This window comes from Caulobacter endophyticus (assembly GCF_029543245.1).
In the GTDB taxonomy this organism is placed as follows: domain Bacteria; phylum Pseudomonadota; class Alphaproteobacteria; order Caulobacterales; family Caulobacteraceae; genus Caulobacter; species Caulobacter endophyticus_A.
In genome coordinates this window covers 188233-214427 of record NZ_JARQWV010000002.1, presented here as the reverse complement: position 1 = coordinate 214427, position 26195 = coordinate 188233, and the positions used below count along the sequence as shown (strand labels likewise).

Annotated in this window: 28 protein-coding genes and 1 pseudogene; 6 read left to right on the top strand and 23 right to left on the bottom strand. The window is 69.2% G+C overall.

Going from position 1 to position 26195, the window contains the following annotated elements:
- Window positions 1-4: 4 nt before the first annotated feature.
- Window positions 5-1324, bottom strand: a complete 1320-nt coding sequence (locus tag P7A99_RS03040) for a cytochrome b (protein ID WP_277792464.1) — start codon at window positions 1322-1324, stop codon at window positions 5-7.
- Window positions 1325-1329: 5 nt separating this feature from the next.
- Window positions 1330-1875: a ubiquinol-cytochrome c reductase iron-sulfur subunit gene (petA, locus tag P7A99_RS03035; protein ID WP_277792463.1), complete on the bottom strand. Its 546-nt coding sequence runs from the start codon at window positions 1873-1875 to the stop codon at window positions 1330-1332.
- 203 nt (window positions 1876-2078) lie between these two features.
- Between petA and P7A99_RS03030 the strand changes: the two genes are divergently transcribed.
- Window positions 2079-2555, top strand: a complete 477-nt coding sequence (locus P7A99_RS03030) for a tRNA (cytidine(34)-2'-O)-methyltransferase (RefSeq protein ID WP_277792462.1) — start codon at window positions 2079-2081, stop codon at window positions 2553-2555.
- Window positions 2556-2676: 121 nt separating this feature from the next.
- On the opposite strand, the gene P7A99_RS03025 is transcribed toward P7A99_RS03030, so the two are convergent.
- The 8 genes from P7A99_RS03025 to prmC all read right to left on the bottom strand — a co-directional run bounded on the left by P7A99_RS03025 (window position 2677) and on the right by prmC (window position 11647).
- Complete coding sequence (locus tag P7A99_RS03025) at window positions 2677-3255, bottom strand: OmpA family protein (protein ID WP_277792461.1); 579 nt, start codon at window positions 3253-3255, stop codon at window positions 2677-2679.
- A gap of 430 nt (window positions 3256-3685) precedes the next feature.
- Window positions 3686-6271 (bottom strand): ATP-dependent chaperone ClpB, encoded by a 2586-nt coding sequence (clpB, locus tag P7A99_RS03020; protein WP_277792460.1) that lies wholly within the window; start codon window positions 6269-6271, stop codon window positions 3686-3688.
- A gap of 100 nt (window positions 6272-6371) precedes the next feature.
- On the bottom strand, window positions 6372-7121 hold the full coding sequence (locus tag P7A99_RS03015) for a M48 family metallopeptidase (protein WP_277792459.1): 750 nt from the start codon (window positions 7119-7121) through the stop codon (window positions 6372-6374).
- Between the two features lie 203 nt (window positions 7122-7324).
- Window positions 7325-7918: a DUF4893 domain-containing protein gene (locus P7A99_RS03010; protein WP_277792458.1), complete on the bottom strand. Its 594-nt coding sequence runs from the start codon at window positions 7916-7918 to the stop codon at window positions 7325-7327.
- Window positions 7919-7979: 61 nt separating this feature from the next.
- Window positions 7980-8318 (bottom strand): response regulator, encoded by a 339-nt coding sequence (locus tag P7A99_RS03005; RefSeq protein ID WP_277792457.1) that lies wholly within the window; start codon window positions 8316-8318, stop codon window positions 7980-7982.
- A complete protein-coding gene (locus P7A99_RS03000) occupies window positions 8318-9349 on the bottom strand; it encodes a sensor histidine kinase (protein WP_277792456.1) in 1032 nt (343 codons plus the stop codon). The genes P7A99_RS03005 and P7A99_RS03000 overlap by 1 nt, the downstream gene beginning before the upstream one ends.
- A 74-nt stretch (window positions 9350-9423) precedes the next feature.
- The gene (locus P7A99_RS02995; RefSeq protein WP_277792455.1) at window positions 9424-10524 is read right to left on the bottom strand and encodes a DUF4167 domain-containing protein; all 1101 of its coding nucleotides are present in this window, start codon (window positions 10522-10524) and stop codon (window positions 9424-9426) included.
- Between the two features lie 253 nt (window positions 10525-10777).
- Entirely contained in the window at window positions 10778-11647 is an 870-nt protein-coding gene (gene prmC, locus P7A99_RS02990) for a peptide chain release factor N(5)-glutamine methyltransferase (protein ID WP_277792454.1), read from the bottom strand.
- 256 nt (window positions 11648-11903) lie between these two features.
- Here prmC and P7A99_RS02985 point away from each other — a divergent pair, with 256 nt between their 5' ends.
- Window positions 11904-12857, top strand: coding sequence for a DUF1028 domain-containing protein (locus P7A99_RS02985; RefSeq protein WP_277792453.1), 954 nt, complete (start codon window positions 11904-11906; stop codon window positions 12855-12857).
- Here P7A99_RS02985 and P7A99_RS02980 read toward each other — a convergent pair.
- Complete coding sequence (locus tag P7A99_RS02980) at window positions 12854-13618, bottom strand: MOSC domain-containing protein (protein ID WP_277792452.1); 765 nt, start codon at window positions 13616-13618, stop codon at window positions 12854-12856. The genes P7A99_RS02985 and P7A99_RS02980 overlap by 4 nt on opposite strands.
- An 86-nt stretch (window positions 13619-13704) precedes the next feature.
- On the opposite strand from P7A99_RS02980, the gene P7A99_RS02975 reads away from it, so the two are divergent.
- The 3 genes and pseudogenes from P7A99_RS02975 to P7A99_RS02965 all read left to right on the top strand — a co-directional run bounded on the left by P7A99_RS02975 (window position 13705) and on the right by P7A99_RS02965 (window position 15632).
- Window positions 13705-14952 carry a YihY/virulence factor BrkB family protein gene (locus tag P7A99_RS02975; RefSeq protein ID WP_277792451.1) on the top strand — a complete coding sequence of 416 codons (1248 nt, stop codon included), beginning with the start codon at window positions 13705-13707 and terminating at the stop codon, window positions 14950-14952.
- Between the two features lie 6 nt (window positions 14953-14958).
- Window positions 14959-15050, top strand: a pseudogene (locus P7A99_RS02970) (hypothetical protein); the annotation flags it as partial.
- Window positions 15051-15107: 57 nt separating this feature from the next.
- Window positions 15108-15632, top strand: a complete 525-nt coding sequence (locus P7A99_RS02965) for a GNAT family N-acetyltransferase (protein ID WP_277792450.1) — start codon at window positions 15108-15110, stop codon at window positions 15630-15632.
- Window positions 15633-15798: 166 nt separating this feature from the next.
- Here P7A99_RS02965 and prfA read toward each other — a convergent pair whose 3' ends face one another.
- The 5 genes from prfA to P7A99_RS02940 all read right to left on the bottom strand — a co-directional run bounded on the left by prfA (window position 15799) and on the right by P7A99_RS02940 (window position 19384).
- Window positions 15799-16860, bottom strand: a complete 1062-nt coding sequence (gene prfA / locus P7A99_RS02960) for a peptide chain release factor 1 (protein WP_277792449.1) — start codon at window positions 16858-16860, stop codon at window positions 15799-15801.
- Window positions 16861-16973: 113 nt separating this feature from the next.
- A complete protein-coding gene (locus P7A99_RS02955; protein ID WP_277792448.1) occupies window positions 16974-17816 on the bottom strand; it encodes an alpha/beta hydrolase in 843 nt (280 codons plus the stop codon).
- A 58-nt stretch (window positions 17817-17874) separates the two neighbouring features.
- Window positions 17875-18351 carry a molybdopterin-dependent oxidoreductase gene (locus P7A99_RS02950; protein ID WP_277792447.1) on the bottom strand — a complete coding sequence of 159 codons (477 nt, stop codon included), beginning with the start codon at window positions 18349-18351 and terminating at the stop codon, window positions 17875-17877.
- 55 nt (window positions 18352-18406) lie between these two features.
- Complete coding sequence (locus tag P7A99_RS02945; protein ID WP_277792446.1) at window positions 18407-18646, bottom strand: hypothetical protein; 240 nt, start codon at window positions 18644-18646, stop codon at window positions 18407-18409.
- Between the two features lie 69 nt (window positions 18647-18715).
- Window positions 18716-19384 (bottom strand): LysE family translocator, encoded by a 669-nt coding sequence (locus P7A99_RS02940; RefSeq protein WP_277792445.1) that lies wholly within the window; start codon window positions 19382-19384, stop codon window positions 18716-18718.
- 96 nt (window positions 19385-19480) lie between these two features.
- On the opposite strand from P7A99_RS02940, the gene P7A99_RS02935 reads away from it, so the two are divergent.
- On the top strand, window positions 19481-20863 hold the full coding sequence (locus P7A99_RS02935) for a PLP-dependent aminotransferase family protein (protein WP_277792444.1): 1383 nt from the start codon (window positions 19481-19483) through the stop codon (window positions 20861-20863).
- A gap of 35 nt (window positions 20864-20898) precedes the next feature.
- On the opposite strand, the gene P7A99_RS02930 is transcribed toward P7A99_RS02935, so the two are convergent.
- The 7 genes from P7A99_RS02930 to P7A99_RS02900 all read right to left on the bottom strand — a co-directional run bounded on the left by P7A99_RS02930 (window position 20899) and on the right by P7A99_RS02900 (window position 26191).
- On the bottom strand, window positions 20899-21582 hold the full coding sequence (locus tag P7A99_RS02930) for a DUF799 domain-containing protein (RefSeq protein WP_277792443.1): 684 nt from the start codon (window positions 21580-21582) through the stop codon (window positions 20899-20901).
- Window positions 21579-21950: a DUF4810 domain-containing protein gene (locus P7A99_RS02925; protein WP_277792442.1), complete on the bottom strand. Its 372-nt coding sequence runs from the start codon at window positions 21948-21950 to the stop codon at window positions 21579-21581. The genes P7A99_RS02930 and P7A99_RS02925 overlap by 4 nt, the downstream gene beginning before the upstream one ends.
- Window positions 21947-22249: a hypothetical protein gene (locus P7A99_RS02920; RefSeq protein ID WP_277792441.1), complete on the bottom strand. Its 303-nt coding sequence runs from the start codon at window positions 22247-22249 to the stop codon at window positions 21947-21949. The genes P7A99_RS02925 and P7A99_RS02920 overlap by 4 nt, the downstream gene beginning before the upstream one ends.
- Window positions 22249-23076 (bottom strand): CsgG/HfaB family protein, encoded by an 828-nt coding sequence (locus P7A99_RS02915; RefSeq protein WP_277792440.1) that lies wholly within the window; start codon window positions 23074-23076, stop codon window positions 22249-22251. Before P7A99_RS02915 ends, P7A99_RS02920 begins: the two co-directional genes overlap by 1 nt.
- A gap of 133 nt (window positions 23077-23209) precedes the next feature.
- Window positions 23210-23830 carry a YajG family lipoprotein gene (locus tag P7A99_RS02910; protein ID WP_277792439.1) on the bottom strand — a complete coding sequence of 207 codons (621 nt, stop codon included), beginning with the start codon at window positions 23828-23830 and terminating at the stop codon, window positions 23210-23212.
- An 88-nt stretch (window positions 23831-23918) separates the two neighbouring features.
- A complete protein-coding gene (gene ispG, locus P7A99_RS02905; protein WP_277792438.1) occupies window positions 23919-25058 on the bottom strand; it encodes a flavodoxin-dependent (E)-4-hydroxy-3-methylbut-2-enyl-diphosphate synthase in 1140 nt (379 codons plus the stop codon).
- Window positions 25059-25123: 65 nt separating this feature from the next.
- On the bottom strand, window positions 25124-26191 hold the full coding sequence (locus P7A99_RS02900) for a helix-turn-helix domain-containing protein (protein WP_277792437.1): 1068 nt from the start codon (window positions 26189-26191) through the stop codon (window positions 25124-25126).
- Window positions 26192-26195: the final 4 nt, after the last annotated feature.

The following is a 26195-nucleotide window of genomic DNA, read 5'->3' as shown; positions in this document are numbered from 1 at the left end:
GGGATCAGCCCTTCATTTCAGGCGCGGCGGTCGCTTGCTCCGGCGCGGCGGCCGGGTGCGACAGGGCGGGCGAGGCGATGGAGTCCGGCACCGGCAGGGTCTTCTCGACCAGGCCCAGCACCGGCAGGATCACCAGGAAGAACGCGAAGTAGTAGAGCGACGCGAAGCGGCTCAGCCACACGAAGCTGTTCAGGTCGGCGTCGCCCAGGGTGAAGGTCTTGAAGTGACCCAGCACCGGATCGTCCGGCAGCTTGGCGCCGCAGAGACCCAGGATGCAGCACGCCACCACGAAGATGATGAAGTACAGCTTCGCGGTCGGGCGGTAGCGCATCGAGCGCACCTTCGAGGTGTCCAGCCACGGCAGGGCGAACAGGCAGGCGATGGCGCCGAACATGGCCAGAACGCCCATCAGCTTGTCCGGCACGGCGCGCAGGATCGCGTAGAACGGCAGGAAGTACCATTCGGGCACGATGTGCGCCGGCGTCACCAGCGGGTTGGCCTCGACATAGTTGTCGGCATGGCCCAGGGCGTTCGGCAGATAGAAGACGAAGGTCGCGAAGAGGATCAGGAAGACGCTCATCGCAAAGCCGTCCTTCACCGTCGCATACGGGGTGAAGGGCAGGGTGTCGGCCTTCGACTTGGGCTCAACGCCGGTCGGGTTGTTCTGGCCGACCACGTGCAGGGCCCAGATGTGCAGGATCACGACGCCCGCGATCATGAACGGCAGCAGGTAGTGCAGCGAGAAGAAGCGGTTCAGCGTGGCGTTGTCGACGGCGAAGCCGCCCCACAGCCAGGTGGTGATCGACGGACCGACGATCGGCAGGGCGCCGAACAGGTTGGTGATCACGACGGCGCCGTGGAAGCTCATCTGGCCCCAGGGCAGCACGTAGCCCATGAAGGCCGTGGCCATCATCAAGAGGTAGATCACGCAGCCCAGGATCCACAGCACCTCGCGGGGCGCCTTGTACGAGCCGTAGTAGAGGCCGCGCAGCATGTGGACATAGACGGCGATGAAGAACATCGACGCGCCGTTGGCGTGCATGTAGCGGATCAGCCAGCCGTAGTTCACGTCGCGCATGATGTGCTCGACGCTGGCGAAGGCGTGGTCGGCGCTGGGGGTATAGTGCATCACCAGGATGATGCCGGTGATCAGTTGGCTGGCCAGGCACAGCGACAGGATGCCGCCGAAAGTCCACCAGTAGTTCAGGTTACGCGGGGTGGGGTAGTCGACGAAGCTGTCGTAGCCCAGGCGCACGATCGGGAGACGGGCGTCGAGCCAGCGCTCGAAACCGGTCTTCGGCTGGTAGGTCGAATGTCCGCTCATCTGGCTTACCCGATCTTGACCTTGGTGTCGGACAGGAACTCGTACTCCGGAACCGCGAGGTTCAGCGGGGCCGGACCCTTACGGATGCGACCCGACGTGTCGTAGTGCGAGCCGTGGCACGGGCAGAACCAGCCGCCGAAGTCGCCGCCGCCGAAGGTGGGCACGCAGCCCAGGTGAGTGCACGAGCCGATCAGCACGAGCCATTGGGCCTTGCCCGGCTTCACGCGGTCGGCGTCCTTCTGGGGATCCTTCATCGACACGCCGTCGTCGGCGACCGCCTTCTGGATTTCGGCCGGGGTGCGGTTGCGCACGAAGAGCGGCTTACCCCGCCACTTCAGCGTCACCTGCTGGCCGTCGGCGACCTTGGTCAGGTCGAACTCGGTAGAGGCCAGGGCCAGCGTGTCGGCCGAGGGATTCATCTGGTCGATGAACGGCCAGGCAAGCGCCGCTGCGCCGCCGGCGGCGGCGGTGATCGCGGCAATGTAAATGAAATCGCGTCGGCTGGGATCGGACCCAGACTCGGTCTTTGCGCCCACGGCGGTGTCGGCCACCTTGTTCCACCCTTCGAAATCCGTCCAACCGCGCGAACGGCCAGACCAGGAAATGCGCCATTCGGCGCGATATCTTTACCTCGACCCGCGAGCGGATCTTCGCCACAAGGGGCACGCTCCCTATCGGATGGGCGAACAGAGTTCGCAAGCCCTATTCGATGTGCAGCAATGCCCCTACTAGCCCCATGGTTGGTTTCGTTAGAATGCGTCTCGCGCTTTTTCAACCCGGCATTCCCCAGAACGTGGGCGCGGCGATTCGGCTTTCGGCCTGCCTGGACGTGGGGCTCGACGTCATCGAGCCCTGTAGTTTTCCCTTGGACGACAAGAGCTTGAAGCGCGCGGCCCTCGACTACGGCCCGCTGGCGCACCTCACCCGCCACGATTCCTGGGAAACCTTCCTTCAGGCGCCGCAGCGCGCCCACGGGCGCCTGGTGCTCTTCACCACGCGGGGCGACCAGAGCTTCCACGACTTCGCCTTCCAGGCCGGCGACACCCTGCTGTTCGGCAACGAGAGTCGCGGCGCCCCGGAAGAGGTTCACGCCGCCGTCGACGCCCGGGTGGTGATCCCGCTACGCGCCCAGGCCCGCTCGCTGAACGTCTCTGTGACCGCCGGCATGGCCCTGGCCGAGGCCCTGCGCCAGACGGGCGGCTTCCCGTCTCTGAGCACGCTGCAAACGTAAAAAAGGCGGCCCCGTTTCCGGGACCGCCCAAGTTTAACCATCGGCGCTCGGACGCGAGCGGCGGGCAAGGTGTGGAGTCTTCGCCCGCGCTCGGCGCCCTTGGCGGCCAAGCCCTTGAGGCTTAGGCCAGCACCATGATCACGACCCGGCGGTTTTGCGCCCGGCCTTCCTTGGTCTCGTTCGGGGCCACGGGATCTTCTGCGCCGTACGAGATCGTCGCCATGCGGTTCAGGGCCACGCCTTGGCGCGACAGGAACTTGCGCACAGCGTCGGCGCGGCGCTGGCCGAGCTTTTCGTTGTAGTCCTGCTCGCCCGTGGCGTCGGTGTAGCCCTGGATTTCCAGGTACACGTTCTTGTTCTCTTCCTTCAGCTTGGCCGCGAAGTCCGCCAGGCGCTGTTCGGCCTCGGGGGACAGGGCGTCCTGGTCGGTCGGGAACTTCACGGAGTCGTCCGACAGGACCATCGAGTACATGAACTTGCCTTCGGCGAGCTTGCCGGCGGCAGTCGCGCGATCGAGGGCTTCGCGGGACGTCTTATCCAGCTCAGAGATCTGGGTGTCGTGACCGTCCACCCGCGTGTTCACCGCTCCGACCTGAGTGTTGACGTACTTCTTCGTCGCGCAGCCGCTGACCGCCAGGCCCCCAGCCACCAGCGCGACGACCGTCGCCATCTTCAAGCTGCCTTTGACTTGGCCGATCATTGTTCGCATCTTCTCCTATTGATCCAAGAAAGCTTGACCTTGGACCTACGCACTCATCCGGGTCGTTCAGCTTTCGCATTACGAAACCGTCAGGTGACAGAGGCGAAAAATAGGCGTGTTCTTGTCGCGATTGGCGCAGCTTGCAGCCAATGTTCATGGTCACTTTATTGACCGCGCGCGATCGTTCGAACCGCGATTTGGTTCCATAAATTATTTTCAGTTCTAGGAAGATTTTTGCGGGGGAGCGAAGGCTCTGGGGCCCTCGACTCGGGCCCTGGGCGCGCCCCTGGGGAATCGGGAAAGCGGCGCCGGCGGCCAGGACATCCGCCCCGGCTCTCCCTCTAGATGTAGGGAGCTTTCGCGCCACCGCAAACGAAAAAGCGCGCCCCGGAGGACCGGAGCGCGCTTCTCGTCGGATTCTCGCCGGGGCCTACTGAAGCGTCGCCCGGCCAAAGGACAGGCCGGCGTCGTCGGCACCGACGGCGATGACGCCGCCATCCTCCAGCTCGCCCGCCAGCAGCCTGCGGGCGATCGGGTCGACCAGCTCCTTCTGGATCACGCGCTTCAGGGGGCGCGCGCCATAGACCGGGTCATAGCCCTTGTCGGCCAGCCATTGCAGGGCCTCGGGCGCCAGCGCCAGGGTCATGCGGCGATCGGCCAGCAGCTTCTCCACCCGACCAAGCTGGATGCGGACGATGTCGCTCATGTTCGAGCGGTCCAGCCGCTTGAACAGGATGATCTCGTCGATCCGGTTCAGGAACTCCGGACGGAAGTGGCCGCGCACCGTGGTCATGACCAGCGGACGCACCTCTTCCACGTCGGCCCCGTCCTCCTGGTTGGCCAGGAACTCGGCGCCGAGGTTGGAGGTCATGATGATGATGGTGTTGCGGAAATCGACCGTCCGCCCCTGCCCGTCCGTCAGACGGCCGTCATCCAGCACTTGCAGCAGCACGTTGAAGACGTCCGGGTGGGCCTTCTCGATCTCGTCGAACAGCACCACCTGGTACGGACGGCGACGGACGGCTTCCGTCAGCGCCCCGCCCTCGTCGTAGCCGACATAGCCGGGAGGCGCGCCGATCAGGCGGCTGACCGAGTGCTTTTCCATGTATTCCGACATGTCCATGCGGGTGATCGCATGCTCGTCGGCGAACATGAACTCGGCCAGGGCCTTGGTGAGCTCGGTCTTGCCAACCCCGGTAGGACCGAGGAACAGGAACGAGCCGATCGGCCGCGTGGGATCGTGCAGGCCGGCGCGGGCGCGGCGAACGGCGTCGGACACGGCCTCCAGGGCCTCGTCCTGGCCGACCACGCGCGAGCGCAGGGCGACCTCCATCTGGAGCAGCTTCTCGCGCTCGCCTTCCAGCATCTTCTCGACCGGCACGCCGGTCCAGCGGCTGACGACGGCGGCGATCTGCTCGGCGTCGACCACTTCGGGGGTCAGCGCCTTGTCGCCGTTCTCGCCGGCCTCGGCGTCGGCCAGGCGCTTTTCGAGCGCCGGGATCTCGCCGTACTGGATCTGGCCGGCGCGGGCGAAGTCGCCGGCGCGCTGGGCGTTGGCGAGGTCGGCCCGCAGGCGGTCGAGGGCTTCACGGGCCTGGGCCGCACCGCCGACCTTGTCCTTCTCGGCCTTCCAGCGGGCGGTCATCTCGTCGGAGCGGAACTGCAGGTCGTCGATCTCGACCTCCAGGTTCTCCAGCCGCTGCTTGGAGGCGGCGTCCGTTTCCTTGGACAGAGCCTCGCGCTCGATCTTCAGCTGCACCAGGCGGCGGTCGATCTCGTCGAGCTCCTCAGGCTTTGAGTCGATCGCCATGCGCACGCGGCTGGCCGCCTCGTCCACCAGGTCGATGGCCTTGTCGGGCAGGAAGCGGTCGGCGATGTAGCGGTTGGACAGCGTCGCGGCGGCCACGATGGCGGAGTCCGAGATGCGCACACCGTGGTGGACCTCGTACTTTTCCTTCAGGCCGCGCAGGATCGAGACGGTGTCCTCCACCGTCGGCTCCTGCACGAACACCGGCTGGAACCGGCGCGCCAGGGCGGCGTCCTTCTCGACGTGCTTGCGGTACTCGTCCAGCGTCGTGGCGCCCACGCAGTGCAGCTCGCCGCGCGCCAGGGCGGGCTTGAGCAGGTTGGAGGCGTCCATCGCCCCGTCGCTCTTGCCCGCGCCGACCAGCGTGTGCATCTCGTCGATGAACAGGATGATCGAGCCCTCGGCGGCGGTCACCTCGGCCAGCACGGCCTTCAGGCGCTCCTCGAACTCGCCGCGATACTTCGCGCCGGCGATCAGGCTGCCCATGTCGAGCGACAAGAGCTTCTTGTCCTTCAGGCTTTCGGGCACGTCGCCGTTGACGATGCGCTGGGCCAGGCCCTCGACGATGGCGGTCTTGCCCACGCCCGGCTCGCCAATCAGCACCGGGTTGTTCTTGGTACGGCGCGACAGGACCTGGATGGTGCGGCGGATCTCTTCGTCGCGACCGATGACCGGATCGATCTTGCCGTCGCGGGCCGCCGCCGTCAGGTCGCGGGCGTAGCGCTTGAGGGCGTCATAGCCTTCCTCGGCGTTGGCGCTGTCGGCGGTGCGGCCCTTGCGCAGGGCGGCGGCGGCGGTCTCCAGGCTCTGGGCAGAGACGCCGGCGTCCTTCAGCGCCTTGGCGCTGTCGGCGCCGTCCTTGGCGATGGCGACGAGCAGGCGCTCGGTGGTGACGAAGGCGTCGCCGGCCTTCTTGGCGCCGTCCTCGGCGGCCGCGAAGACACGGGCGGTGTCGGGCTTCATGTAGAGCTGGCCGCCGGCGCCGTCGACGCGCGGGTTCTTGGCCAGGATCGCGTCCACGGCGGCGTCTGCCGCGTCGGGGCGGCCGCCGGCGTTGGCGATGATGGTGCGCGAAAGCCCGTCCTTTTCTTCCAGCAGCACCTTCAGAAGGTGCTCGGGCCCAAGTTGCTGGTGACCACGGGCCAGGGCCAGGCTCTGCGCGGATTGCACGGCCTGCTTGGCGCGGTCGGAATAGATGTCGATCTTCAAGTTGGCGTCCCCTTCACTAGGCGGATCAGACCGGGTCGCCTCTGATGAGCACGACCCGGTCCGTCAGGGGATGTAGTGTGACCCTAGAGCCACACAAGGCTCACCAGCCCTGGCTCGCCAGATAGTTTTCCAGCGCCTGGATGCGGGTGGCGTCCGACGGGTGGGTCGAGGCGAACTCGGGCCGGCCCGAGCCGCCCTGGGCCTGCATCTTGCGCCACAGGGTCACGGCCTCGCGCGGCCGGTAGCCGGCGCGCTGCATGATGTCGACGCCGATGCGGTCGGCCTCCAGCTCGTGCTTACGCGAGAACGGCAGCAGAAAGCCCATCTGCGCCCCCGCCCCGCCCAGCGAGGCCACGGCCCGGCCGCCGTCGCTGCCCCCGCCCCCGGCCGCCGCCTGGGCGATGGCCAGGACCAGCTGGGTGCTCATCTGCTGCGAATAGCGCTCGGCGGCGTGCCGGCCCAGCACATGGGCGGCCTCGTGGCCCAGCACGGCGGCCAGCTGGTCGTCGTTGTCGACGAGGCGCACCAGACCCGAATTGACGCCGATATGGCCGCCCGGCAGCACGAAGGCGTTGGGGGTGTCGTTGTCGAACACGACATAGTCCCACGGCCGGTTGGCCAGGCCCGCGGCCTCGATGATCCGCTGGCCCACCGTGGTGACCCGGGCGTTCATCCGCGCGTCCTTCGACACCTTGCTGGTCCGCAGCGTCTGCTCCCAGGCCGCCTCGCCCGACCGCGCCAGGCTGGCCTCGTCGACCATGGCGAACTGGTCGCGGCCAAGCTCGGCGTTGTAGGCGCAGCCCGAAAGCATCAGGCCGGCGATCATGACCAGCGACGGACGAAGGCGCATGGACGGCTCGCGTTATTGTTGTCGAGGGCCCGACTTAAGGCGCGTGGCCCGTGCCTGGCAACAAAGATCCTCCCCCTCTGGGGGTGGTGGCCCGGAGGGCCGGAGGGGGGCGTTTCCAGCTTTCGAGGCGCTGGAAGGTCAGACGTCTCTCCCCTCTCCGCCCGCTTCGCGGACACCTCTCCCACGGGGAGAGGGTCTTTTCGTCAGCGCTTCAGTTCGAGGATGTCGAGCTTCGACTCCTGCTTGGGCCAGGGCATGACCAGCCGGTAGCGGTTGGGACCGATCCGCTCGAACACCCCGGCCTGGTCGCGCTCGGGATCGCGGCGGTAGGTCGCCCGGCCCTCGCGGTCGCCCCAGGCCACCGCGCCCAGGAACACCAGGCGCCGGTCGCTGTCGGGATAGAGGTTGCCGGCCTGGCGCTGCGAACCCGTGGTCTTCTCCAGCACGAGATCCCCGCCCGGCGTCAGTTCGACGCGACAGCGGAACCAGCCGTAGGCGACATAAGGAAGGCCCCGACCGCCCGGGCTGCCCAGCTTGATCGTGCGGCACTGGTAGTTTCCGGGCGTCGGTTGCGGGCGCGGCAGGGCTGCGCGCGGTTCGACCAGCGCGCCCAGGGCTCGCAGGTCGCGGGCATGGCCGCCCCGCCGGGCCTCGGACAGCGCGCCTTCCCAGGCCGAGTTGAGCCGCTCGATCCGCTGCATGTCCTCGCGCGTCGCATCGCGCCGCCAGTCGCCCGAGGCGGCCAGGACGGGGGTTACGGCCAGGAAGGACAGAGCGAAGGCGGCGACGGCGCGCATGGGCGGCTCCAGGGAACGTCGAAGGAGCACAGGTAACTCGCCAGCGGCAGGAGGGTTCGCCTCAGCGGGCCGCGGCGATGGTGCGGGCCAGTTGCCGGGGATCGACCGGCTTGCTGAGGATCGGGGCGTCGCGCAGGTCGGGCCGCACGCCCTGGTCGCCGTAGCCGGTGACGAAGGCGAAGGGCACGCCGCGCTCGCGCAGCACGTCGGCCGCCGCGAACGAGGTGCCGCCGTCGAGATTGACGTCCAGCAGGGCGAAGTCGACCACCTCGCGCCGGGCCGCCTCGACCGCCGTCTCGGCCGAGACGGCCGGGCCGGTGACGTCGCAGCCCAGGTCGGTCAGCAGGTCCTCGACCAGCATGGCGACCATGATCTCGTCCTCGACGATCAGCACGCGCATCAGGCGGCTCCCCTGGCCGGCGCCGGCTGGGCGGCCGGGCGGCGGCGGATGCGGGCGACGATGGTGCAGACCACGCCCTCGGACGGGTAGTCCAGCGCCGCCTCGCCGTCGAGTTCCAGGGCCAGGCCACGGGTGATCAGGCGGCTGCCGAAGCCCTGGCGCTCGGGCGGCGACACCGGCGGACCGCCGGTCTCGCGCCACAGCAGGCGCAGCCGCTCGTCGTCGCCCTCGCCTTCCCGGCTCCAGACCACCCGCACCTGCCCCGTCGATTGCGACAGAGCTCCGTACTTGGCGGCGTTGGTGGTCAGTTCGTGCAGGGCCAGCGACAGCGACAGCGCGGTCTTGGGCGACAGCCGCACGGGCGGCCCGGCCAGCTCGAAGCGCGAGGCGTCGCCGTAGGAGTCCACCAGTCCGGCCATGATGTCGTGCAGGTCGGCGCCGTCCCAGCTTTCGCGGGTGAGAATGTCGTGGGTGCGGGCCAGGGCCAGCAGGCGGGTCGTCAGCGACTCGCGCGCGTCGCCCAGGTCAGCGGCGTTGCGCAGGGTCTGGCCGGCCACCGACTGCACGGTGGCCAGGGTGTTCTTGACCCGGTGATTGAGCTCGTTGACCAGCAGCCGCTGCAGTTCCTCGGCCCGCTTGCGCTCGGTGACGTCGCGCATCACGCCGGTGAAGAACCGCCGCCCGCCCGACCGCCATTCAGCGATGGAAAGCTCGAGGGGAAAGGTCGACCCGTCCTGCCGCCGGCCGAACACCTCGCGGCCGATGCCGATGATCCGGCGCTCGCCGGTGCGGCGGTAGGTGTCGAGATAGCCGTCGTGGGCCGCGTGATGCGGTTCGGGCATCAGGCCGTTGACGTTGGATCCGATCATGTCGGAGGCCGCATAGCCGAACAGGCGCTCGGCGGCGGGATTGAAGGCTTCTATGCGGCCGTGCTCGTCGATGACGACGATGGCGTCCACCGCCGTGTCGACGATGGCGCGATAGCGGGCCTCTTCGCCCGCGCCGCCGGACTGTGCTCCACGCCCGCCCATGGCTGGCTCCCCTGTGGTCCAGAGGAGCCTAGCCTATGGGTTGATCCGCCGCCAAGTCCTCGCGGCGGATGAGATCAGGCGTCTTCCGACTCGGGAGCCGGGGAATCGCCGCCTTCGAAGCTGCGCGGGGCGCGGCGACGGCGGGGCTTCTTGACCTCTTCGCCTGCGGCCTCGGGGGCCGGAGCGGCGGGGGCCTCGGCCGCCGGGGCGGCTTCGGCCTTGGGTTCGGCGGCGGGCTTGGGCTCGGACTTGCGGCCCAGGAACGCCGGGGCGTGGCTGACCGCGCCGTCCTGGCCGCGCAGCACCGGCGAGCTTTCGGTCGCCTGCGCCTCGCCGCCCAGCGGAGCGGCTTCCGGCTCGATCACGGCCAGTGGATCGCGCTCGCCACGGTCGCGATCGCGGTTGCGGTCACGATCGCGGTCGCGGCGCGAGCGGCGGCCTTCGCGGGCCTCGCCCTGGAACTCGCCGCCTTCGGCCGCCGGGCGGTCCTCGCGCGGCTGGCGCTCTTCGCGCGGACGGTCATCACGGGGGCGATCGTCGCGGTCGCGGAAGCGGTCTTCGCGCGGGCGATCATCACGAGGACGATCCTCGCGAGGACGGTCGTCACGGGGACGATCATCGCGGTTGCGGTCGCGGTCGTCGCGGTCGCGCCAGCGGTCGCGGCGGCCTTCGCCCTGCTGACCATCGCGGTCACGATCGCGGTTGCGGTCACGATCACGGTTCTCGAAGCGGTCGCGGTTGCGGTCGCGGCGTTGCTCGCCCTGGCCTTCGCCGCCCTCGCCGCCTTCCGCGCCCTCGGCGGGCGTCTCGGCGGCCGGCGGGGCTTCGGGGGCCTCTTCCGGCTCGGCTTCGAAGTCGATCTCGTAGGCCGAATAGGCGTCCTTGCCGATGATGTCGCTGACCGGACGATTCGGCTGGATGGCGCGCAGGACACGGAAATAGTGCTCGGCGTGCTGCAGGTAGTTCTCGGCCAGCACCCGGTCGCCGGACGACGAGGCGTCGCGGGCCAGCTGCTGGTACTTTTCGTAGACGCTCTGGGCCGCGCCGCGGACCTTCACGCCGTCGGGACCGTTCGAATCGAAGGCCCGGTTGGCGTTGTGCTGCTGCGGCTTGCCACCACCGCCCCCGCGGTTGTTGCGGCCACGCTGGCGCTTCATGCCCTTGAAATCTCTCATCTTCTTCTAAACCTGTCCGATCTGGACACTCTAGCCCGATCGGTATTCGGTCTCTTGAGACTGGGTGCGCCCGTCTCGGGCTCGCCTTCGATGTTCTTGAGACCTGGGTTTCCGTAGAGTCTCCGTCCGGATCGGGCGCGGCTTTCGGCCTCGTCGGCCGTTCGCGCCTGCCGGATGTGTCTAGCGGCCGTCGAAACGACCGCTCTTCCCGTCACCCGGCGATTTGGAAGGAGACCCTTTTTCGTCTACCGCCTCACGCCGGCGTTTCCAAGGGGTTTTTGAAGCCCGTGACAACACGGTCGTGGGTGGACAGATCCTTGACCGTCCGCACGTTCTGGGCGCCGGCGGCCTTGAAAAGGATCTCCACGTCGGCTGACTGGTCGAAACCGATCTCGACGCAGAACAGGCCGCCCGGCTTGAGCACGCGCAGGATCTCGGGAGCGAGGGCGCGGTAGGCGGTCAGACCGTCGGCCCCGCCATCCAGGGCCAGGCGCGGCTCGTGGTCGCGCACTTCCGGCTCCAGGGTGTCGATATCGGCGGTGGGAATGTAGGGCGGGTTGGAGACCACCACGTCGAACGAGGCGTCGCCCAGGCCCGTCGTCCAGTCGCCGCGCATCAGCGCCACGCGGCCGTCGAGGTCCAGATTGGCCGCGTTCTCGCGCGCCACGGCCAGGGCCTCCTCGGAGATGTCGATCCCCAGGCCCTTGGCGGCCGGGCGCTCGGCCAGGATCGCCAGCAGCATCGAGCCCGAGCCCACGCCCAGGTCCAGCATGTTGAAGGCCATGGTTTCGGGGAAGGCCTTCAGCACCTCGTCGACGATGACCTCGGTCTCGGGACGCGGGGTCAGCACGTCCTTGGTCACCGACAGCAGGATCTTCCAGAAGCCCTTGCGGCCGATGATGTGGCTGACCGGCTCGCGGCGGGCGCGGCGCGCCAGGTACTCGTCCAGCGTGGCCAGCTGCTCGGCGGTCAGCTCGCGGTAGGGGTCGGTGATGATGTCGGTGCGGCTGACGCCGGCGGCGACTTCCAGCATCAGGCGCGCGTCGATGGCGGGCTGATCGATGCCGGCTTCCTTCAGGCGCTCCTTGGCGCCGTTCCAGGCTTTGACGAGGGTAAGGGTCATGGCGGCTCCAATAACGCGTCGCGGCCTCCAATGCGAGATCGGGGGCGAGATCGAGGGCGGGATTGCAGATGGATTAGCGACGGCGATGCGCTGTTGCTTGTTCGGACCTGCTGCGTGCAGCCCTCTGGTCTCCTCCAGTGGGAACCCGAAATCCTTGCGGGGCAAGGCCGCCTGCGCCCCGCATGAACCCGTTTTCACGTGACAGCGCCGCGGCGCCGCCGGAACAGTCGCACCCTGGGGATCAGGGGGTGAAGACGTGTTGCGTTCGATGTTCGCGGGCCTGGCCGGTTGCGGCCTCGTCGCCCTGGCTACGCCCGCCGCGGCCACCTTCTCGATCGCCGCCTGCGACGCCCAGAAGAGTTGCGGCGTGGCCGTCGCCACCAACAACCTCGCCGTCGGCGCCAGCGTGGCCTACGCGCAAGGCGGGGTCGGCGCGGTCGTCACCCAGTTCGAGACCAATCCGAACTACGGCCCCAAGGGGCTTTCCCTGCTGGCGCGCGGCCAGGATCCGCAAGCGGTCGTGACGACCCTGCTGGCCGAGGACGGCGGTTTCGAGGGCCAGGATCAGAGCTGGCGGCAGGTCGCCGTGGTCGCGCCCGACGGCCAAGCCTTCGCCTACACCGGCGCCGAGGCCGCCGCCGAGGCCTGGGCGGGACACCAGGCCCGGGAAGGCTTCAGCGTCCAGGGCAACGGCCTGGCGGGCGCTGAGGTTCTGGAGGCGATGAAGGCCGCCTTCGCCCAGGCCAGCGGCCCCCTGGCCGACCGCCTGATGGCCGCCCTGGAAGCAGGCGAGGCCGCGGGCGGCCAGACCACCGGCCAGATGTCGGCCGCCCTGCTGGTGCGCACCGTCGAGGGCGGCTGGAGCGATGTCGATCTGCGGGTGGACGCCGCGCGCGCGCCGGTCGCCGAGCTTCGCCGCCTGCTGAACCTGCGCCAGGCCAACGAACGGCTGGCCGCCGCCGAACGCGCCGTGCGCAGCGAAAGACCCGACGTCGCCAGGAGCCAGATCGCCGCCGCCATCGCCCTGGGCGGCGACTGGGACCGCATCTGGCGTCGCGCCGCGCGCCTGCGAATGTCGATGGACGACCGCGCCGGCGCCGTCCAGGCGCTCGTAGGCATGCACCGTCTCAATCCGAAATGGGCGAAGATGGAGCGCGACGACCCGCTGTTCGCGCCCGTCCGCGAGGACCCGGCGCTGAGCCGCTTCTAGGCCTCGACCACCACCGCATCGCCCTGCCCCACCGCCCCGCCGGCGGTGACGTTCAGATAGATGCCGCAGAAGGTGTGGCCGTAGTTGTCGAACAGGGCCTTCACCACCTCGATGTCGCGCTCGGCGGTGACCGGGTCGACATGGGTGGCGGCGCAGCGAACGATGGGCTTGAGCACCTCCGCCGTCGCATCGCCGATCTTCACGGTCTTGCCCGTCCAGCCGTTCTCGACCCAGGCCGGCCAGCCCTCGACATAGAGGTTGGCGCGAAAGCGCAGCGGGTCGACCGGGCGGCCGAGCCTGTCGGCGAGGTCGCGCACACTGGCCAGGTTCACGATCGAGACGAAGCCCTGCTTGCTGTCCATGAACCGGTGCGCGCCGGGCCCTTCCACCACCCGCAGCGGGCCTTTCGCCTCGTCGCCCAGCAGGGCGGCCAGCCAGGCCTCGAAGCCGCGCCGGCCCTCGTCGCTGGCAAGATCGCCCGCGAACGGCGCCAGCCCCTCGGCCGAGGCGGTCAGAACCCCGCTGGCCTCGTCATAGGCGGTGCGAGCCCTGGCCACGGCCGGGATCTTGGCCAGCACAGTGAACTTCATCTTCGACAGGTGCGCCGGTGCGTCCGTATCGAAGCCGCTGGGGCCGTCCTCGACGGCGTACAGCCGGTCGCAGGGGAAGCAGGCGCCGGCCTTCAGGGTGGCCGCCTCCAGCCGTTCGGGCGTGAACCCCTTGACGGGATGACGATAGAGCGAGGCGACCTGGGCTTGCATGGCGGCAAGGTGGTCGCGACGGGCGAGCTTTGCAAGGCGGGAACACCGGGCGACTTGGCGGATTTGACCTGAAGGGAGGCCTGCTCATGACCGACACCACGCCGCGACGCCCCGTAAGGTCGTGGCTGGCCTCGCGGCCCTATCACCTGGCGCCCTGGATCCTGCTGCTGGCGGTCGCGCCCTTCGCCTTTCCCAAGCGCTTGGAGCCCCAGGTCGAACCGCACGCGCCGCCGCCGGGCCTGTCGGAAGACCGCGTGCTGCCGCCGCACGAATTCGACCAGGCCGAGCCCCGGCGCGGTCGGGCCGCCCGCCATCCGCACGGCATTCCGCTGCTGGGCTGGCGCGACATTCTCTGGCGCACGGCGCGCGAGATCAGTGTCGACAAGCTGCCGTCGGTGGCCGGCGGCGTGACCTTCTACACCCTGCTGGCCCTGTTTCCGGCCATCGGCGCCTTCGTCTCGTTGTACGGCCTGTTCGCCGACGTGGCGGCCGTGGAAAAGCAGCTTCAGGAAATGGCCACGGTCTTTCCCGCCAGCGTCGTCCAGATCGTCGGCGAGCAGATGCTGCGCCTGGCCGGCCAGGAGGGCGGCAAGCTGGGCGTGGCCTTCGTGGTCAGCCTGCTGCTGTCGATCTGGAGCGCCAACGCCAGCATGAAGGCGCTCTTCGATGGCCTGAACGTCGCCTATGACGAGGACGAGAAGCGCAATTTCGTCGGCAAGACCCTGCTGACCTACGGCTTCACCCTGTGCGCCCTGCTCTATGCGGTGTTCATCGCCGCGGTGCTGATCGCCATGCCGATCGTGCTGGAGCGGGTGGGGCTGGGCGCGATCTCGGCCTTCTGGATTCCGTTGCGCTGGCTGGCGGTGTGGCTGGTGACGGCCCTGGCCTTCGCCATGCTCTATCGTTTCGCGCCCTGCCGGGCCCGCCCGCGCTGGCGCTGGGTGGTGCTGGGGGCGCTGTTCGGCGCGGCCGCCTGGCTGGTCGGCTCGCTGGGCTTTTCGATCTACGTCAACCGCATCGCCCACTACGACGCCACCTATGGCCCCCTCGGCGCGGTGATCGCCTTCATGGTCTGGGTGTGGTTCTCGATAATGACCGTGCTGGTGGGGGCCGAGCTCAACGCCGAGATCGAGCACCAGACCGCCCACGACTCCACCACCGGCCCCGAAAAGCCGATGGGCGCGCGCGGGGCGGCCATGGCCGACACCGTGGGCCTGGCCTTCCATCCCTGGGAGATGATCAAGCGCGAGGCCGGCACGGTGAAGCGGATCGGCGGCCGCTACTGGGGGCATGCCACGCGGATGGGCAGGAAGACGCCGCCGCCAGAACAGTGATGCGAAATCCTCGTCCTTCGACAGGCTCAGGATGAGGATTTCGAATGGACCGCCACGCCGGACCTGAACCTCACCCTGAGCTTGTCGAAGGGCGAGGTTCACGCTGGACGACGACCGCTTGGCAAGCCCGCCGACGCATGGCTTAGCTCGCCGCCATGATCTTCGCCCCCGCCCAACCTTCCGAACACGAAGCCCTCGTCGCCCTGGTCAATTCCGCCTATCGCGGCCAGGGGGCCCAGGCCGGCTGGACCACCGAGGCCGGCTATATCGACGGTCAGCGCATCGATCTGGAAAGCCTGCGCGCCGACCTGGCCGCGGCGCCCCAGGCGCTGATCCTCACCGCCCGCGACGATGCGGACGGCCCCATTTTGGGCTGCGTCTGGCTGGAGCCGGCCAAGGCCGGGGTCTGGTACCTGGGCATGCTGACCATCCGCCCCGACCTGCAGGACCGGCAGCTGGGCCGCACCCTGCTGGCCGCCGGCGAGGCCTATGCCAAGGAACGCGGCGCGGGCCGCATGCAGATGACCGTGGTCCACATCCGCGACACCCTGATCGCCTGGTACGAACGCCGCGGCTACGCCCTCACCGGCGAAACCCGCCCCTTCCCCCACGGCGACGACCGCTTCGGCAAGCCGCTGCGGGACGATCTGGCGTTCGTGGTGATGGAGAAATCCATCTGATCCCTCTCCCCTTGCGGGAGAGGGTGGCCTCCGAAGGAGGTCGGGTGAGGGGTCGCACGCACAGAAAAGCCGCGAAAGCCGACCGGCCGTCGCGGCGTCTGATTTCTGAGAAACCCCTCATCCGTCGGCTTTCGCCGACACCTTCTCCCGCAAGGGGAGAAGGACCTTAATCTTCCAAGCTCGCCAGGCGCGCGGCCTGGTCCTCGGCGATCAGCGGGTTGATGACGTCGTCCAGGGCCTCGCCCTCGATCACCTTGGACAGGTTGTAGAGGGTCAGGTTGATCCGGTGGTCGGTGACCCGCCCTTGCGGGAAGTTGTAGGTGCGGATGCGTTCCGAGCGGTCGCCGCTGCCGACCTGGCTCTTGCGGGCGTCCGAGCGGGCGGTGTCCAGCGCTTCGCGCTGCATGTCGTAGAGCCGGGCCTTCAGGTTCTTCATCGCCCGGGCGCGGTTCTGGTGCTGGCTCTTTTCCGACGAGGTCACCACCACGCCCGTGGGCAAGTGGGTGATGCGCACGGCCGAGTCGGTCTTGTTGACGTGCTGGCCGCCGGCGCCCGACGAGCGGTAGGTGTCGATCCGCAGATCGCTTTCCTTGATCTCGATCTCGACGTCCTCGGCCTCGGGCAGCACCGCCACCGTGGCGGCTGAGGTGTGGATGCGGCCTTGGGCCTCGGTTTCCGGCACGCGCTGCACGCGGTGCACGCCGCTCTCGAACTTCAGCCGGCCGAACACGCCGTCGCCGGTGATCGAGGCGATGATTTCCTTGAAGCCGCCCATCTCGCCCTCGGAGATGCTGTCGACCTCGACGCGCCAGCCCTGGTTCTGGGCGTAGCGCTGGTACATGCGGAAGAGGTCGCCGGCGAACAGGGCCGCCTCGTCGCCGCCCGTGCCGGCGCGCACTTCCAGGATGGCCGAGGCGTTCTCGTCCTTGTCCTTGGGGGCCAGCATCAAGGCCAGCTCGCGCTCCATGACTGGCAACTTCTCGTCCAGGGCGACGATCTCGTCGCGGACCATGGCGGCCATTTCCGGATCGGCGGCCATCTCGTCCAGCTCGGCGCGCTCGGCGGTCAGCTTGGCCAGGCGCTCGACGGCTTCGGCCACGGGCCGCAGCTCGGCGTGCTCCTTGGAGAGCTTGACGATCTCGCCGCCGTCGGTGGCCGCGCCCATGCGCGCCTCCACTTCGCGGAAACGGTCGAGAACCTGGTCGAGGCGGGCCTGGGGCAGTCGCAAGGGAAGAGATCGCACGGCTGAAGGATTGGGCCGGTCTCTCTATGCCTTTTCGGGGTGGAAGGGAATGGAGCCGGATGCTCCCCCAGTGGCGCGGGGAGCATCCGCCTTCTGTGCTAGCGCGTCTTCCAGTCCGCCAGGACCGTCGAGCCCTGGGCGGCCAGCACCGCCTCGGCGGTCTTGTCGCCCAGCACCTTGGCCTTCAGGAAAGCCACGCTGAGCGCCGAGGACTCGGCGAAGCCCGGCGCCTCGGGGTGATAGGCCAGGCCATGGCCGATCCCCTTGCCGACCCACAGGTACTTCTCGCCGGGCGCGCTGGTCTCGAACGGATAGAGATGCTCGTGCCAGTCGGCGATCATGCCGGGCAGCACGTCCTGGTCGCCGGTGACCATCAGCACGGGCTTCTTGACGCTTGCGTACGAGGTCGGACCGATCAGCCCCTTGATGACGCCCGGGCTGGAGAAGCACAGGGCGGCCTTGGTGCGCGGGTCCTGGGCTGGGATCATGCCCTCCAGCGCGCCTGCACGGATCAGCGACATCAGCGAGCCGTAGGAGTGGCCGGCCGAGGCCATCGGCAGGCCCGGCGCGGCCTTCTCGGCATAGTCCGTGGCGGCCGCCAGGTCGGCCAGGCGCAGCATGAAGGCCGCCTTCAGGTCATAGTCGGCACGCTTGGGGTGCTTCTGGGAATCGACGTGCAGCGGCGCGACGATCATGAAGCCCGCCGCTGTCCACAGCTCGAGCAGCGCCTTGTACGGCGCCGGCCAGCCGCCCGCCCCGTGCGAGAAGATGATGATCCCCTTGGGCGCGTCGGGACGCAGGATGGTCAGTTCGACGTCGCGGTCGTCGACCTTGAGGGTGGTGGTCGAGATCGCCGTCTCGGCCCACGCCAGCGCCGGCGCGGCCGCGAAGGCCAGGGTCGCGGCCAGCAGGCCGCGGCGGTTCAGGATAAGCTTGGTCACGAAAGCCCCACTATCGTTTGGCGCGCAGGCTTCGGCGGTTCGCCCCGATTGTCCAGGCTCAGAAGGCCGGTTTCACCTCGATGGTCGTCACCTGCCTCGCAGAGCGCGACGGCTTGAGGTCGCCGTCCACCACGACGCGGTACGGGCCCTCGCGGGCGTCCAGCGGCGCTCCGTCCTTATGGTCGGCGATGACCACGGGGTTGGTCCGGTAGAACGGGTCGGTCTCGGCCAGCGACAGGATCGAGACGTAGCCGTCGGCGGCCTTCACCAGCACCACCTGGTTCAGGTAGCGGCCCATCAGACGGTCGCCATGCACCACGCCCGCCTGCACCAGGGCCGCGTTCAGCAGTGCGCCCTCGTAGACCGCGCTCTTGCCGCCCTCGACCATGGTCGCCTTGCCGCGCGGCAGGGCGGCCAGGTCAGCGGGGCTCAGGACGATGCTGTCGCGCCCCTGGACGACGACCTTCAGGTCCTGCGCCAGGGCTGCTGGGGCGAGCGCCAGAACGGTTGCGACGATGGCGGCGGCGAGGCGCATGACAGGGGCTCCGTGAACGGCCGCGATCTGACCCCCGCCCGCGCTCCGACGCAAGTCAGCCCTGGCGGTCGGCCTTGAGCCGATCGAGCTTCTCGTCGATCCGCGCCAGCAGGGTCAGGCAATAGCCTAGCGCCAGAAAGATCAGGAACTTGTCGAGGCCGCCGGCGTCGGGAAAGCGGTCGGGGCTCAGGTCGTGCAGCGTCTTCTGCGCGGCGCTGAGTGCGGCGTAGACAAAGCACATCGCGCCGAACAGCCTGGCGAAGCGCCTGAATATCCTCTCGCCCAAGTCCGGCATGCGAATCCCCCATCACCTTGCGGACGCGCAACCTGCGTCAGAGCAAGATGATGGTCGAGCTTGGAAAGCTCAGCCCCGCCAGCCGAACACCAGCGGCTTGGACGCCAGGGCGAGATCACGGTCCGCAGCCTTGGGCGCATGGCCGCCGAACAGGGTCGGGTACAGCGACACGACCAGCAGCACGGCCATGGTCACGTTGAAGGTCCGCAGGATCGCCGGCCGGTCGAGAAACCGGCGCAGGGCGACGCCGAACCCGGCCCAGGCGGCGCTGCACGGCGCGCCGACCAGCATGAACAGGCCCGCCAGCAGCGGGACGACCATGACCCCGCCGCCCTCCGGCGCATAGGTGGTCACCGCGCCGAGCGCCATGGCCCAGGCTTTCGGGTTCACCCACTGGAAGGCCGCCGCCGCCCAGAACCCCATGGGCTTGCTGCCCGCCTCGCGGTCGGAGACGCCCTTGGCGGCGCCGATCTTCCAGGCCAGCCACAGCATATAGGTCGCGCCCACCCAGCGCAGGATCTCGTGCAGCACCGGCCAAGCCTTGAATACGCCGCCCAGGCCAAAGCCCATGGCCAGCACCATGACGCCCAGACCCAGGCTGATCCCCAGGATGTGCAGGATCGTACGCTGGAAGCCGAAGTTCGCGCCCGAGGCCAGCAGCATCATGTTGTTGGGGCCCGGCGTGCCGGCCGTGGCGAAGGCGAACAGCACGAAGGCGAGGATCAGTTGCGGCGTCATCGGGACCTCCCTGGCGGAATGTCACGGTGATGATTTCGATTGATACATGAGTCAAAACTTATATTGATACAGTGACAATATAGCCGGACCGCGCCGATGACCGCTCCCTGGACCCCCGCCCTGCCCGAAGGCGACGCCCCGATCTACGAGCGGCTGGTCGAGGCCCTGCGCTCCGACGTCGAGTCCGGCGCCCTGCCGGCCGGGACCCGCCTGCCGCCGCAGCGCGACCTGGCCCACCGCCTGGGCCTGGGCCTGGGCACGGTGACCCGGGCCTATGTCGAGGCCGAGAAGGCGGGCCTGGTCAGCGCTCATGTCGGCCGCGGCAGCTTCGTCAACGCGCCGGGCGCGATCGCCAGCCCGCGTCGACGCGAGGGCCCGATCAACCTGGCCCAGAACGTCGCCCTGAACTGGCCGGCGGCGCGGGCGATCGGCGAGACGATGCAGCGCCTGCGCCGGCGGCCGGACCTGGCCGATCACCTGGACTACGCCCCCGCCGCCGGGCTGGAGCGGCACCGTCGCGCCGCCGCCGCCTGGCTGGCCCGCAGCGCGGGCTTCGAGACCGCCGACTGGACGCGCCTGGCCTGCTGCGCCGGGGCCCAGCAGGGCCTGGCCCTGGCCTTCGGCGCGGCCGTGCGCCCCGGCGACGTGGTGCTGTGCGAGGCCTCGACCTTCCATGGCGTGAAGGCCCTGGCGACCCACGCCGGCTATCGCCTGCAAGGCGTAGCCATGGACGAAGAGGGCGTGATCCCGGAGGCGCTGGAAGAAGCCGCCAGGCGTACCGGCGCCCGGGTCGTGGCCCTGCTGCCGACCCTGCAGAACCCCACGGGCCGGATCATGTCGCTGGCCCGCCGCGAGGCTGTCGTCGCCGTCGCGCGACGTCTGGACCTGACCATCATCGAGGACGACATCTACGGCGCCTATGCGCCCGGGGCGCCGCCGCCGCTGGCCATGCTGGCGCCCGAGCGCACCTTCCACGTCTCGGGCGTGTCGAAGACCCTGGCGCCGGGCCTGCGCGCCGGCTTCGTGCTGGCGCCCAGCGAAGCGGCCCTGGAACGGATCCTGGAGACCATGCGCGCCATCGCCTACGCCCCGCCGGGCTTCGGCATGCTGATCGCCGGCCAGTGGATCGAGGACGGCACGGCCGACGCCATCCTGGCAGAGATCCTCGAAGAGACCGCCGCCCGCGTCGCCCTGGCCCGCTCGGTGCTGGGCGCCGCCCTGGCCAACCCCGCCTCGCCCACGGTTCCGCACCTGTGGCTGCCGATGAGCGAACTGGAGGCCGAGCGTCTCGCGGGTCGCGCCCTGCGCGGCGGCGCCGAAGTAACCCCGCCGGCCGCCCCGATCGTCGAGCCGGGCCTGGTCACGGGCGTGCGCCTGGCGCTGGGCGCGGCCGCCGATCGTCATGAACTGGAAACCGGCCTGCGCATCGTCGCAGCGGCCCTGGCCGACGTCGACGAGCGCTCCCGGCCGGTGATCTGACGGGGCCAAGGCCCCGCCAGAGCCGTGTCAGGTCGTCAGTTCGGGAACTGCGCCTGGTCCTTGCCGTGCAGTTCGGGCCGGTAGGGGCCGGCCGGCAGGCCGTGCCCAGGCAGGCCGGCCGCGAGGGCGTTGGCCTGCATGGTCAGCGGCATGTAGTTCGGCGCCCCCTTCTCGAGCGCGGCCGTGACAGCGGCGGCGATCAGGTCGGCCAGCGGATTGCCGCTGGAATTGCCCTGCGGCGAGTAGGCCATGGTCTGGGTGTCTTCCCAGACGATCGCGCCCGTCTTGCAGCTCTTCAGCGCGTAGTCGAACTTCACGGTCGTCGTGGTCTTTAGCACGACGTACTTGGAGTCCCACTGCTGGATGGTCACGAACAGCACGGTGTCGCACCCGAACAGCGCGCCCAGGCGACGCGGATCGGCGCCGTGCACCAGGCCGGCGTCTGACAGGCCGTCGGTTTCCAGCACCTTCTTCACCATGTGGGCCGGGAAGACATAGTAGCCACGCTCGGCGAACGGCCGGCTGATCGTCGACAGGAAGAACTCCGGCGCGGTGACGCTGACCGTGTTGTTCAGGGTCGGCACCACCAGGATGCTTCGCGGGTTCTCCGTGCGGAACGTCGCGTAGTTCTTCGGCTTGGGCGGGGTGACGCAGGCGGCCAGCGAGGCGGCGACGCCGGCCAGGGCCAGCAGGCGGAGGGTCTTCTTCAGGCTGATCACGACTTGACCTCCGCCGTCTGGTTCATGGTCTTGGCGCGTTCGATGACGCTGGTCATGAACGGCTTGGCTTCGGGGAAGCGGCGCATCTCTTCTTCGAACAGCGGCACGGCGCGGGCCGTGTCGCCGTCCTCGAGATAGAGATAGCCCAGCTCGGCCAGCAGGCCGGGCGCGACGCGGTCGGTCTGGCGGCCCTTGGCGATCGCGGTCTCCAGCGCCTCGCGGTAGCCGGGACGGCGGTCGGGCTTCTTGACGTAGGTGTAGAGCGCGCCCTCGTAGCCGCCCCACTCGAAGCGGGCCGGGGTGGCGCAGGCGCCCAGCGAAAGAACCGCCGAGGCCACCAGGCCCCAGCTCACGATTTTACGGATCATTGGGTGATCTCCACGGCGACCTTGGATCCGGCGCCGACATAGATGTCCTTGTCGTAGACGACGCCGCCCGCTCCACGGACGACGACGCGATGCTTGCCCGGCGACACCGGGTAGACGGCCTTCTTGCCGTCGAACACGACCGCCTGGCCGGCGGGCGCGCCGTCGACTTCCAGCGTGGCGCCGGCGGGAGCGAACTTCACGTAGAGGCCGCTGGCCGCCGCGCCCTGCTCGACGGTCGAGACGGGGTAGGCGCAGCCGGCGAGGGCCAGCGCCAGGGCGATGGGTGCGAGGATCCTCATCAGCGGGCCTCCACGACGAGCAGGGTTTTCGGATCGCCGGCGACGGCGCCGTCGACGACGCGGGCGACGGCCCCTTCCGAGGCGCTGTCGTCGCCGAAGAACGACACCACCTCCAGGGTGGCGATCGGCTGCCCCGGAAGGCGGATCGGCAGGCCGGTCTGGGCGCTGGTCAGGGTCTCGCCCCGGGTTTCCAGCTTCAGTCGGTCGCCCACCTTCAGGCCCTGGCTGGGACCGCCGGAGATGAACACCTGGGTTCCGCGCACCTGAAGCACGTCGCTGAACCAGCGGCGTTCCTCCAGCTTCTGCAGCACGTTGGTCATCAGGTCGGAGATCGCCGCCGAGATGGCCTTGTCGTTCAGGGTCGAGTCGTAGCCGGCCTTGGAGCCGAAGCCCGCGACCTCGCCGACCTCGACGCTGGCCGAACCCGTGCCCTTGGTGCTGAAGAAGGCGTGGCCGGTGCGCACGTCGACCAGCCGCACCTCGACGGTGGCGCTGGCGACCTGGCGCATCTTCGAATTCAGAAAGCCCGACTTGCCCTCGACCTTGCGGCCGAACTCGGTGACCGAACCGACCACCAGGGCGTCGACGCCCACCAGCTTGCCGTCGAGACCCGCGGCCTGCTGCTCGCGCTGCAGGCCATCGAGATCGCCGCGGTCGAAGACGATGAACTTGCCGGAATCGACGAGGCGGCTGGTCAGCATGTCGGACGCCTGGTCCGCCAGCGGATCACGCTCGGCGTCGAGCAGCAGCGCCTTGCCGTAGCGAGTCGAATTGGTGAAACGGCCGATCGCGACCTTGCGCTTCAGCAGCGGCTGGCTGGCCGCCACGGCGGGTCGCTCCGCATCCTGCGTGTATGCAGAACACGGTCCTGCGATAACCGCGAGCGCGGCCACCGCATACAATAGTCTCATGATTGCCCCCAAACTTGACCGTGCAGGCGTGCCACGCCCGCAGGAAAAGTCAATCAAAAGAAGAGTCTCGGGACGCGGATACCGCTTTGATTGCCCCTGCGTCCTGGAGCGCCTTGATGAAGGCCGGATCCCCGAAAAGCACCTGAAGCGCATCGGCCATGGCCGCGCTCAGGGCGGCCGCCGCGTTCTTTCCGCTGGCGACCTGTATGGGTTTTCGGCCCCTTCCCTTGAGCGCCCGCGTGTAGAGCGGCTCAGCGCCTTCGGGCGCCACGGTGACCAGCAGATCGACCTTGCCGTCGGCCCTGCCCGCCAGAAAGCCGCTGGTGAAGGTGTTGTAGAATGTGGCGACCTTCACCTCGATCCGCGCGCCGCCATCGGCCAGATGGTAGCCGCGGCTTCGCAGCTCGACGAGCAGCCCCTCGCGCACGACGTCCGTCACCTCGCCGTCGAGACGGATGGCGGCCATCTCCGCGCCGTAGCCGTTGATCTTGGCCGAGATGCGCTCCTGATGCTCGGTGCGCGAATCGACGGCGACGACGGCGACCCTGATCGCATCGGCGCCGGGCGTGGCCGTCACGCCGGAGACCGCGTGGGAAATCGGAACGACGTCTTCCACGAGGGCGCAGGCGCCCAAGCTCAGGCAGAGCCCCAAGGCTGCGAAGATCCTCAAGCGCTCCCCCCGGAATGCACTAGGGCCAAGACGGCCTAGAGCGATCTTCCGGAAAAATACAACCTTGAGTCAACTATAAAGAATTGGACTACTCCGCCGCGATCGCCTTGGCGTCCTTGGCGGCCTGAAGTTCGGCCGCCTTCTTCTCCACCAGCTCGACGATGTGGTCGATCATGCCCTCGTTGGACTGCTTGTGGTCGGGCTTTCCGGCCATGTAGATCATGCCCGCCCCGGCCCCGCCGCCGGTGAAGCCGATGTCGGTCATCAGGGCCTCGCCCGGACCGTTGACCACGCAGCCGATGATCGAAAGCGACATGGGCGTGGAGATGTGGGCCAGGCGCTCTTCCAGCGTCTCCACCGTCTTGATGACGTTGAAGCCCTGACGCGCGCACGACGGGCAGGCGATGATGTTGACGCCGCGGTGGCGCAGGCCCAGCGACTTCAGGATGTCGAAGCCGACCTTGATCTCTTCCACCGGGTCGGCGGCCAGCGACACGCGGATGGTGTCGCCGATGCCGGCCCAAAGCATCGAGCCCATGCCGATGGCGCTTTTGACCGTGCCGGTGCGCAGGGCGCCGGCCTCGGTGACGCCAAGGTGCAGCGGGCAGTCGATGGCCTCGGCCAGCTGCTGGTAGGCGGCCACGGTCAGGAACGGGTCGGACGCCTTCACCGAGATCTTGAACTCGTGGAAGTCGTGATCCTGCAGGATCTTGGCGTGGTTCAGGGCGCTCTCGACCATCGCCTCGGGGCACGGCTCGCCGTAGCGCTCCAGCAGCTCCCGCTCCAGCGAGCCGGCGTTGACGCCGATGCGGATCGAGCAGCCGTGATCCTTGGCGGCGTTGACCACGTCGCGCACCCGGTCGGGGCTGCCGATATTGCCCGGATTGATCCGCAGGCAGGCCGCGCCAGCCTTGGCCGCCTCGATGCCGCGCTTGTAGTGGAAGTGGATGTCGGCCACGAGCGGGACCTTCGCCTCGCGGGCGATGATCTTGAAGGCCTCGGTGCTTTCCACGTCGGGGCAGCTGACCCGCACGATGTCGGCGCCGGCCTCCTCCAGCTGGCGGATCTGATTCAGCGTCGCCACCGCGTCGCTGGTCAGGGTGTTGGTCATCGACTGCACCGAGATCGGCGCATCGCCGCCGACCTCCACGCTGCCGACGCGGATCTTCCGCGACTTGCGACGCTCGATCATGCGCCAGGGACGGACGTGGGTGTGGTCTGCGGCCATGGCGGCAATCTAGTGGGTCTTGGCGACGGATAGAAGGGCGGAGCGTTGGAAACGCCCCACCGTTCTCACTGCGGACGCGCGGGAGCCTGGGCCGGCGCGGCGACGGGCTTGGGCGGCGCCGGGACCAGCTTCGACAGCTGGGTCTGCGGCGCCGACAGGCGGCCGGTCAGGACGCCGCCCGTGAAGACGTCGATCGAGGCCGGCTCGGAGACATCGGCCACCAGGCCCGGGGTCCGCGGCGCGCGGAAGGCGTCGCCGGCCGACAGCCAGCGCGTGAAATGGACGGCCCCGTCGGCGCCGCGCACGACCAGCGAGGTCGACTTGCGGGCCTGCAGGATGACGCCCGACGAATCGGCCGGGGCCGCGCCGTACATCGCGCCCTTGCCCTTGAACGGCGCGCCCAGGTTGGCGATCGCCTCGGGCGCGGCCAAGGCCTCGGCTTCCTTGCGGGCCTTGGCGGCGGCGGCCACGGCGTCGGCCGAACCGCCGGCGGCGGCGGCGGCTTCCAGTCCGGGCGTCACATAGGGCGCGGGCGTGGTCGATTCGGCCGGCGCCGGCAGCGGCGCGCCGAGCGATACGGCGCCGCCGGCCTGAGCCTGGGCGGTCGGCGTCGTCGGCGCGGCGGGCGCCGCCTGCGAGGCCACCTGGGTCCGAGGCTCGGCGTCGTGGGTCATGGCGCGCTGGGCGACATTCCAGAACACGATGGCGCCGCCGACCAGCAGGCCGCCCACCAGCAGCAGGCCAAGGCGCGGGTCGCGCTGGCGATGCACGCCGATCGGCGCGCGCAGCGGCTCGGCGTCGTCATGGGCTTCCAGCTTGAAGCGGGCCACGGCCGCCTCGGGGTCCAGCCGCAGCAGGCCGGCCACGGCCTTGATGTAGCCGATGGTGAACGGACGCGAGGGCAGCTCGTCCAGCCGCATGTCCTCCAGCGCCTCGACATAGGCCTGGCGGATGCGCGTGGCGTCGGCCACGTCCTGCAGGGTCATGCCGTGGAAAAGACGGGCGGCGCGCAGCGCCTCGCCCAGGTCGACGCCATGGTCGACCGACGGCTGCGCCGGCGGCGCGGCCGTGTCGTCACGATCGCCTTCAGCGACCAGGCTCAAATGGCTCACCGTGCCCGTGTCGAGCGGCATGACG

What these genes read in the sequence shown, in the direction of transcription:
- P7A99_RS03040 (WP_277792464.1), bottom strand. Translation starts at nt 1,324, where the DNA reads ATGAGCGGACATTCGACCTACCAGCCGAAGACCGGTTTCGAGCGCTGG.
- P7A99_RS03030 (WP_277792462.1), top strand. Translation starts at nt 2,079, where the DNA reads ATGCGTCTCGCGCTTTTTCAACCCGGCATTCCCCAGAACGTGGGCGCG.
- ispG (WP_277792438.1), bottom strand. Translation starts at nt 25,058, where the DNA reads ATGGCCGCAGACCACACCCACGTCCGTCCCTGGCGCATGATCGAGCGT.
- P7A99_RS02920 (WP_277792441.1), bottom strand. Translation starts at nt 22,249, where the DNA reads ATGAGGATCCTCGCACCCATCGCCCTGGCGCTGGCCCTCGCCGGCTGC.
- P7A99_RS03005 (WP_277792457.1), bottom strand. Translation starts at nt 8,318, where the DNA reads ATGCGCGTGCTGATCGTCGAGGACGAGATCATGGTCGCCATGCTGGTC.
- P7A99_RS03000 (WP_277792456.1), bottom strand. Translation starts at nt 9,349, where the DNA reads ATGGGCGGGCGTGGAGCACAGTCCGGCGGCGCGGGCGAAGAGGCCCGC.
- P7A99_RS02900 (WP_277792437.1), bottom strand. Translation starts at nt 26,191, where the DNA reads ATGCCGCTCGACACGGGCACGGTGAGCCATTTGAGCCTGGTCGCTGAA.
- P7A99_RS03025 (WP_277792461.1), bottom strand. Translation starts at nt 3,255, where the DNA reads ATGATCGGCCAAGTCAAAGGCAGCTTGAAGATGGCGACGGTCGTCGCG.
- P7A99_RS02950 (WP_277792447.1), bottom strand. Translation starts at nt 18,351, where the DNA reads ATGCGCCTCGCCGCCGCCATCGTCGCAACCGTTCTGGCGCTCGCCCCA.
- P7A99_RS03015 (WP_277792459.1), bottom strand. Translation starts at nt 7,121, where the DNA reads ATGCGCCTTCGTCCGTCGCTGGTCATGATCGCCGGCCTGATGCTTTCG.
- P7A99_RS02965 (WP_277792450.1), top strand. Translation starts at nt 15,108, where the DNA reads ATGATCTTCGCCCCCGCCCAACCTTCCGAACACGAAGCCCTCGTCGCC.
- P7A99_RS02995 (WP_277792455.1), bottom strand. Translation starts at nt 10,524, where the DNA reads ATGAGAGATTTCAAGGGCATGAAGCGCCAGCGTGGCCGCAACAACCGC.
- P7A99_RS02975 (WP_277792451.1), top strand. Translation starts at nt 13,705, where the DNA reads ATGACCGACACCACGCCGCGACGCCCCGTAAGGTCGTGGCTGGCCTCG.
- P7A99_RS02940 (WP_277792445.1), bottom strand. Translation starts at nt 19,384, where the DNA reads ATGACGCCGCAACTGATCCTCGCCTTCGTGCTGTTCGCCTTCGCCACG.
- P7A99_RS02945 (WP_277792446.1), bottom strand. Translation starts at nt 18,646, where the DNA reads ATGCCGGACTTGGGCGAGAGGATATTCAGGCGCTTCGCCAGGCTGTTC.
- P7A99_RS03010 (WP_277792458.1), bottom strand. Translation starts at nt 7,918, where the DNA reads ATGCGCGCCGTCGCCGCCTTCGCTCTGTCCTTCCTGGCCGTAACCCCC.
- P7A99_RS02980 (WP_277792452.1), bottom strand. Translation starts at nt 13,618, where the DNA reads ATGCAAGCCCAGGTCGCCTCGCTCTATCGTCATCCCGTCAAGGGGTTC.
- prmC (WP_277792454.1), bottom strand. Translation starts at nt 11,647, where the DNA reads ATGACCCTTACCCTCGTCAAAGCCTGGAACGGCGCCAAGGAGCGCCTG.
- P7A99_RS02935 (WP_277792444.1), top strand. Translation starts at nt 19,481, where the DNA reads ATGACCGCTCCCTGGACCCCCGCCCTGCCCGAAGGCGACGCCCCGATC.
- P7A99_RS02925 (WP_277792442.1), bottom strand. Translation starts at nt 21,950, where the DNA reads ATGATCCGTAAAATCGTGAGCTGGGGCCTGGTGGCCTCGGCGGTTCTT.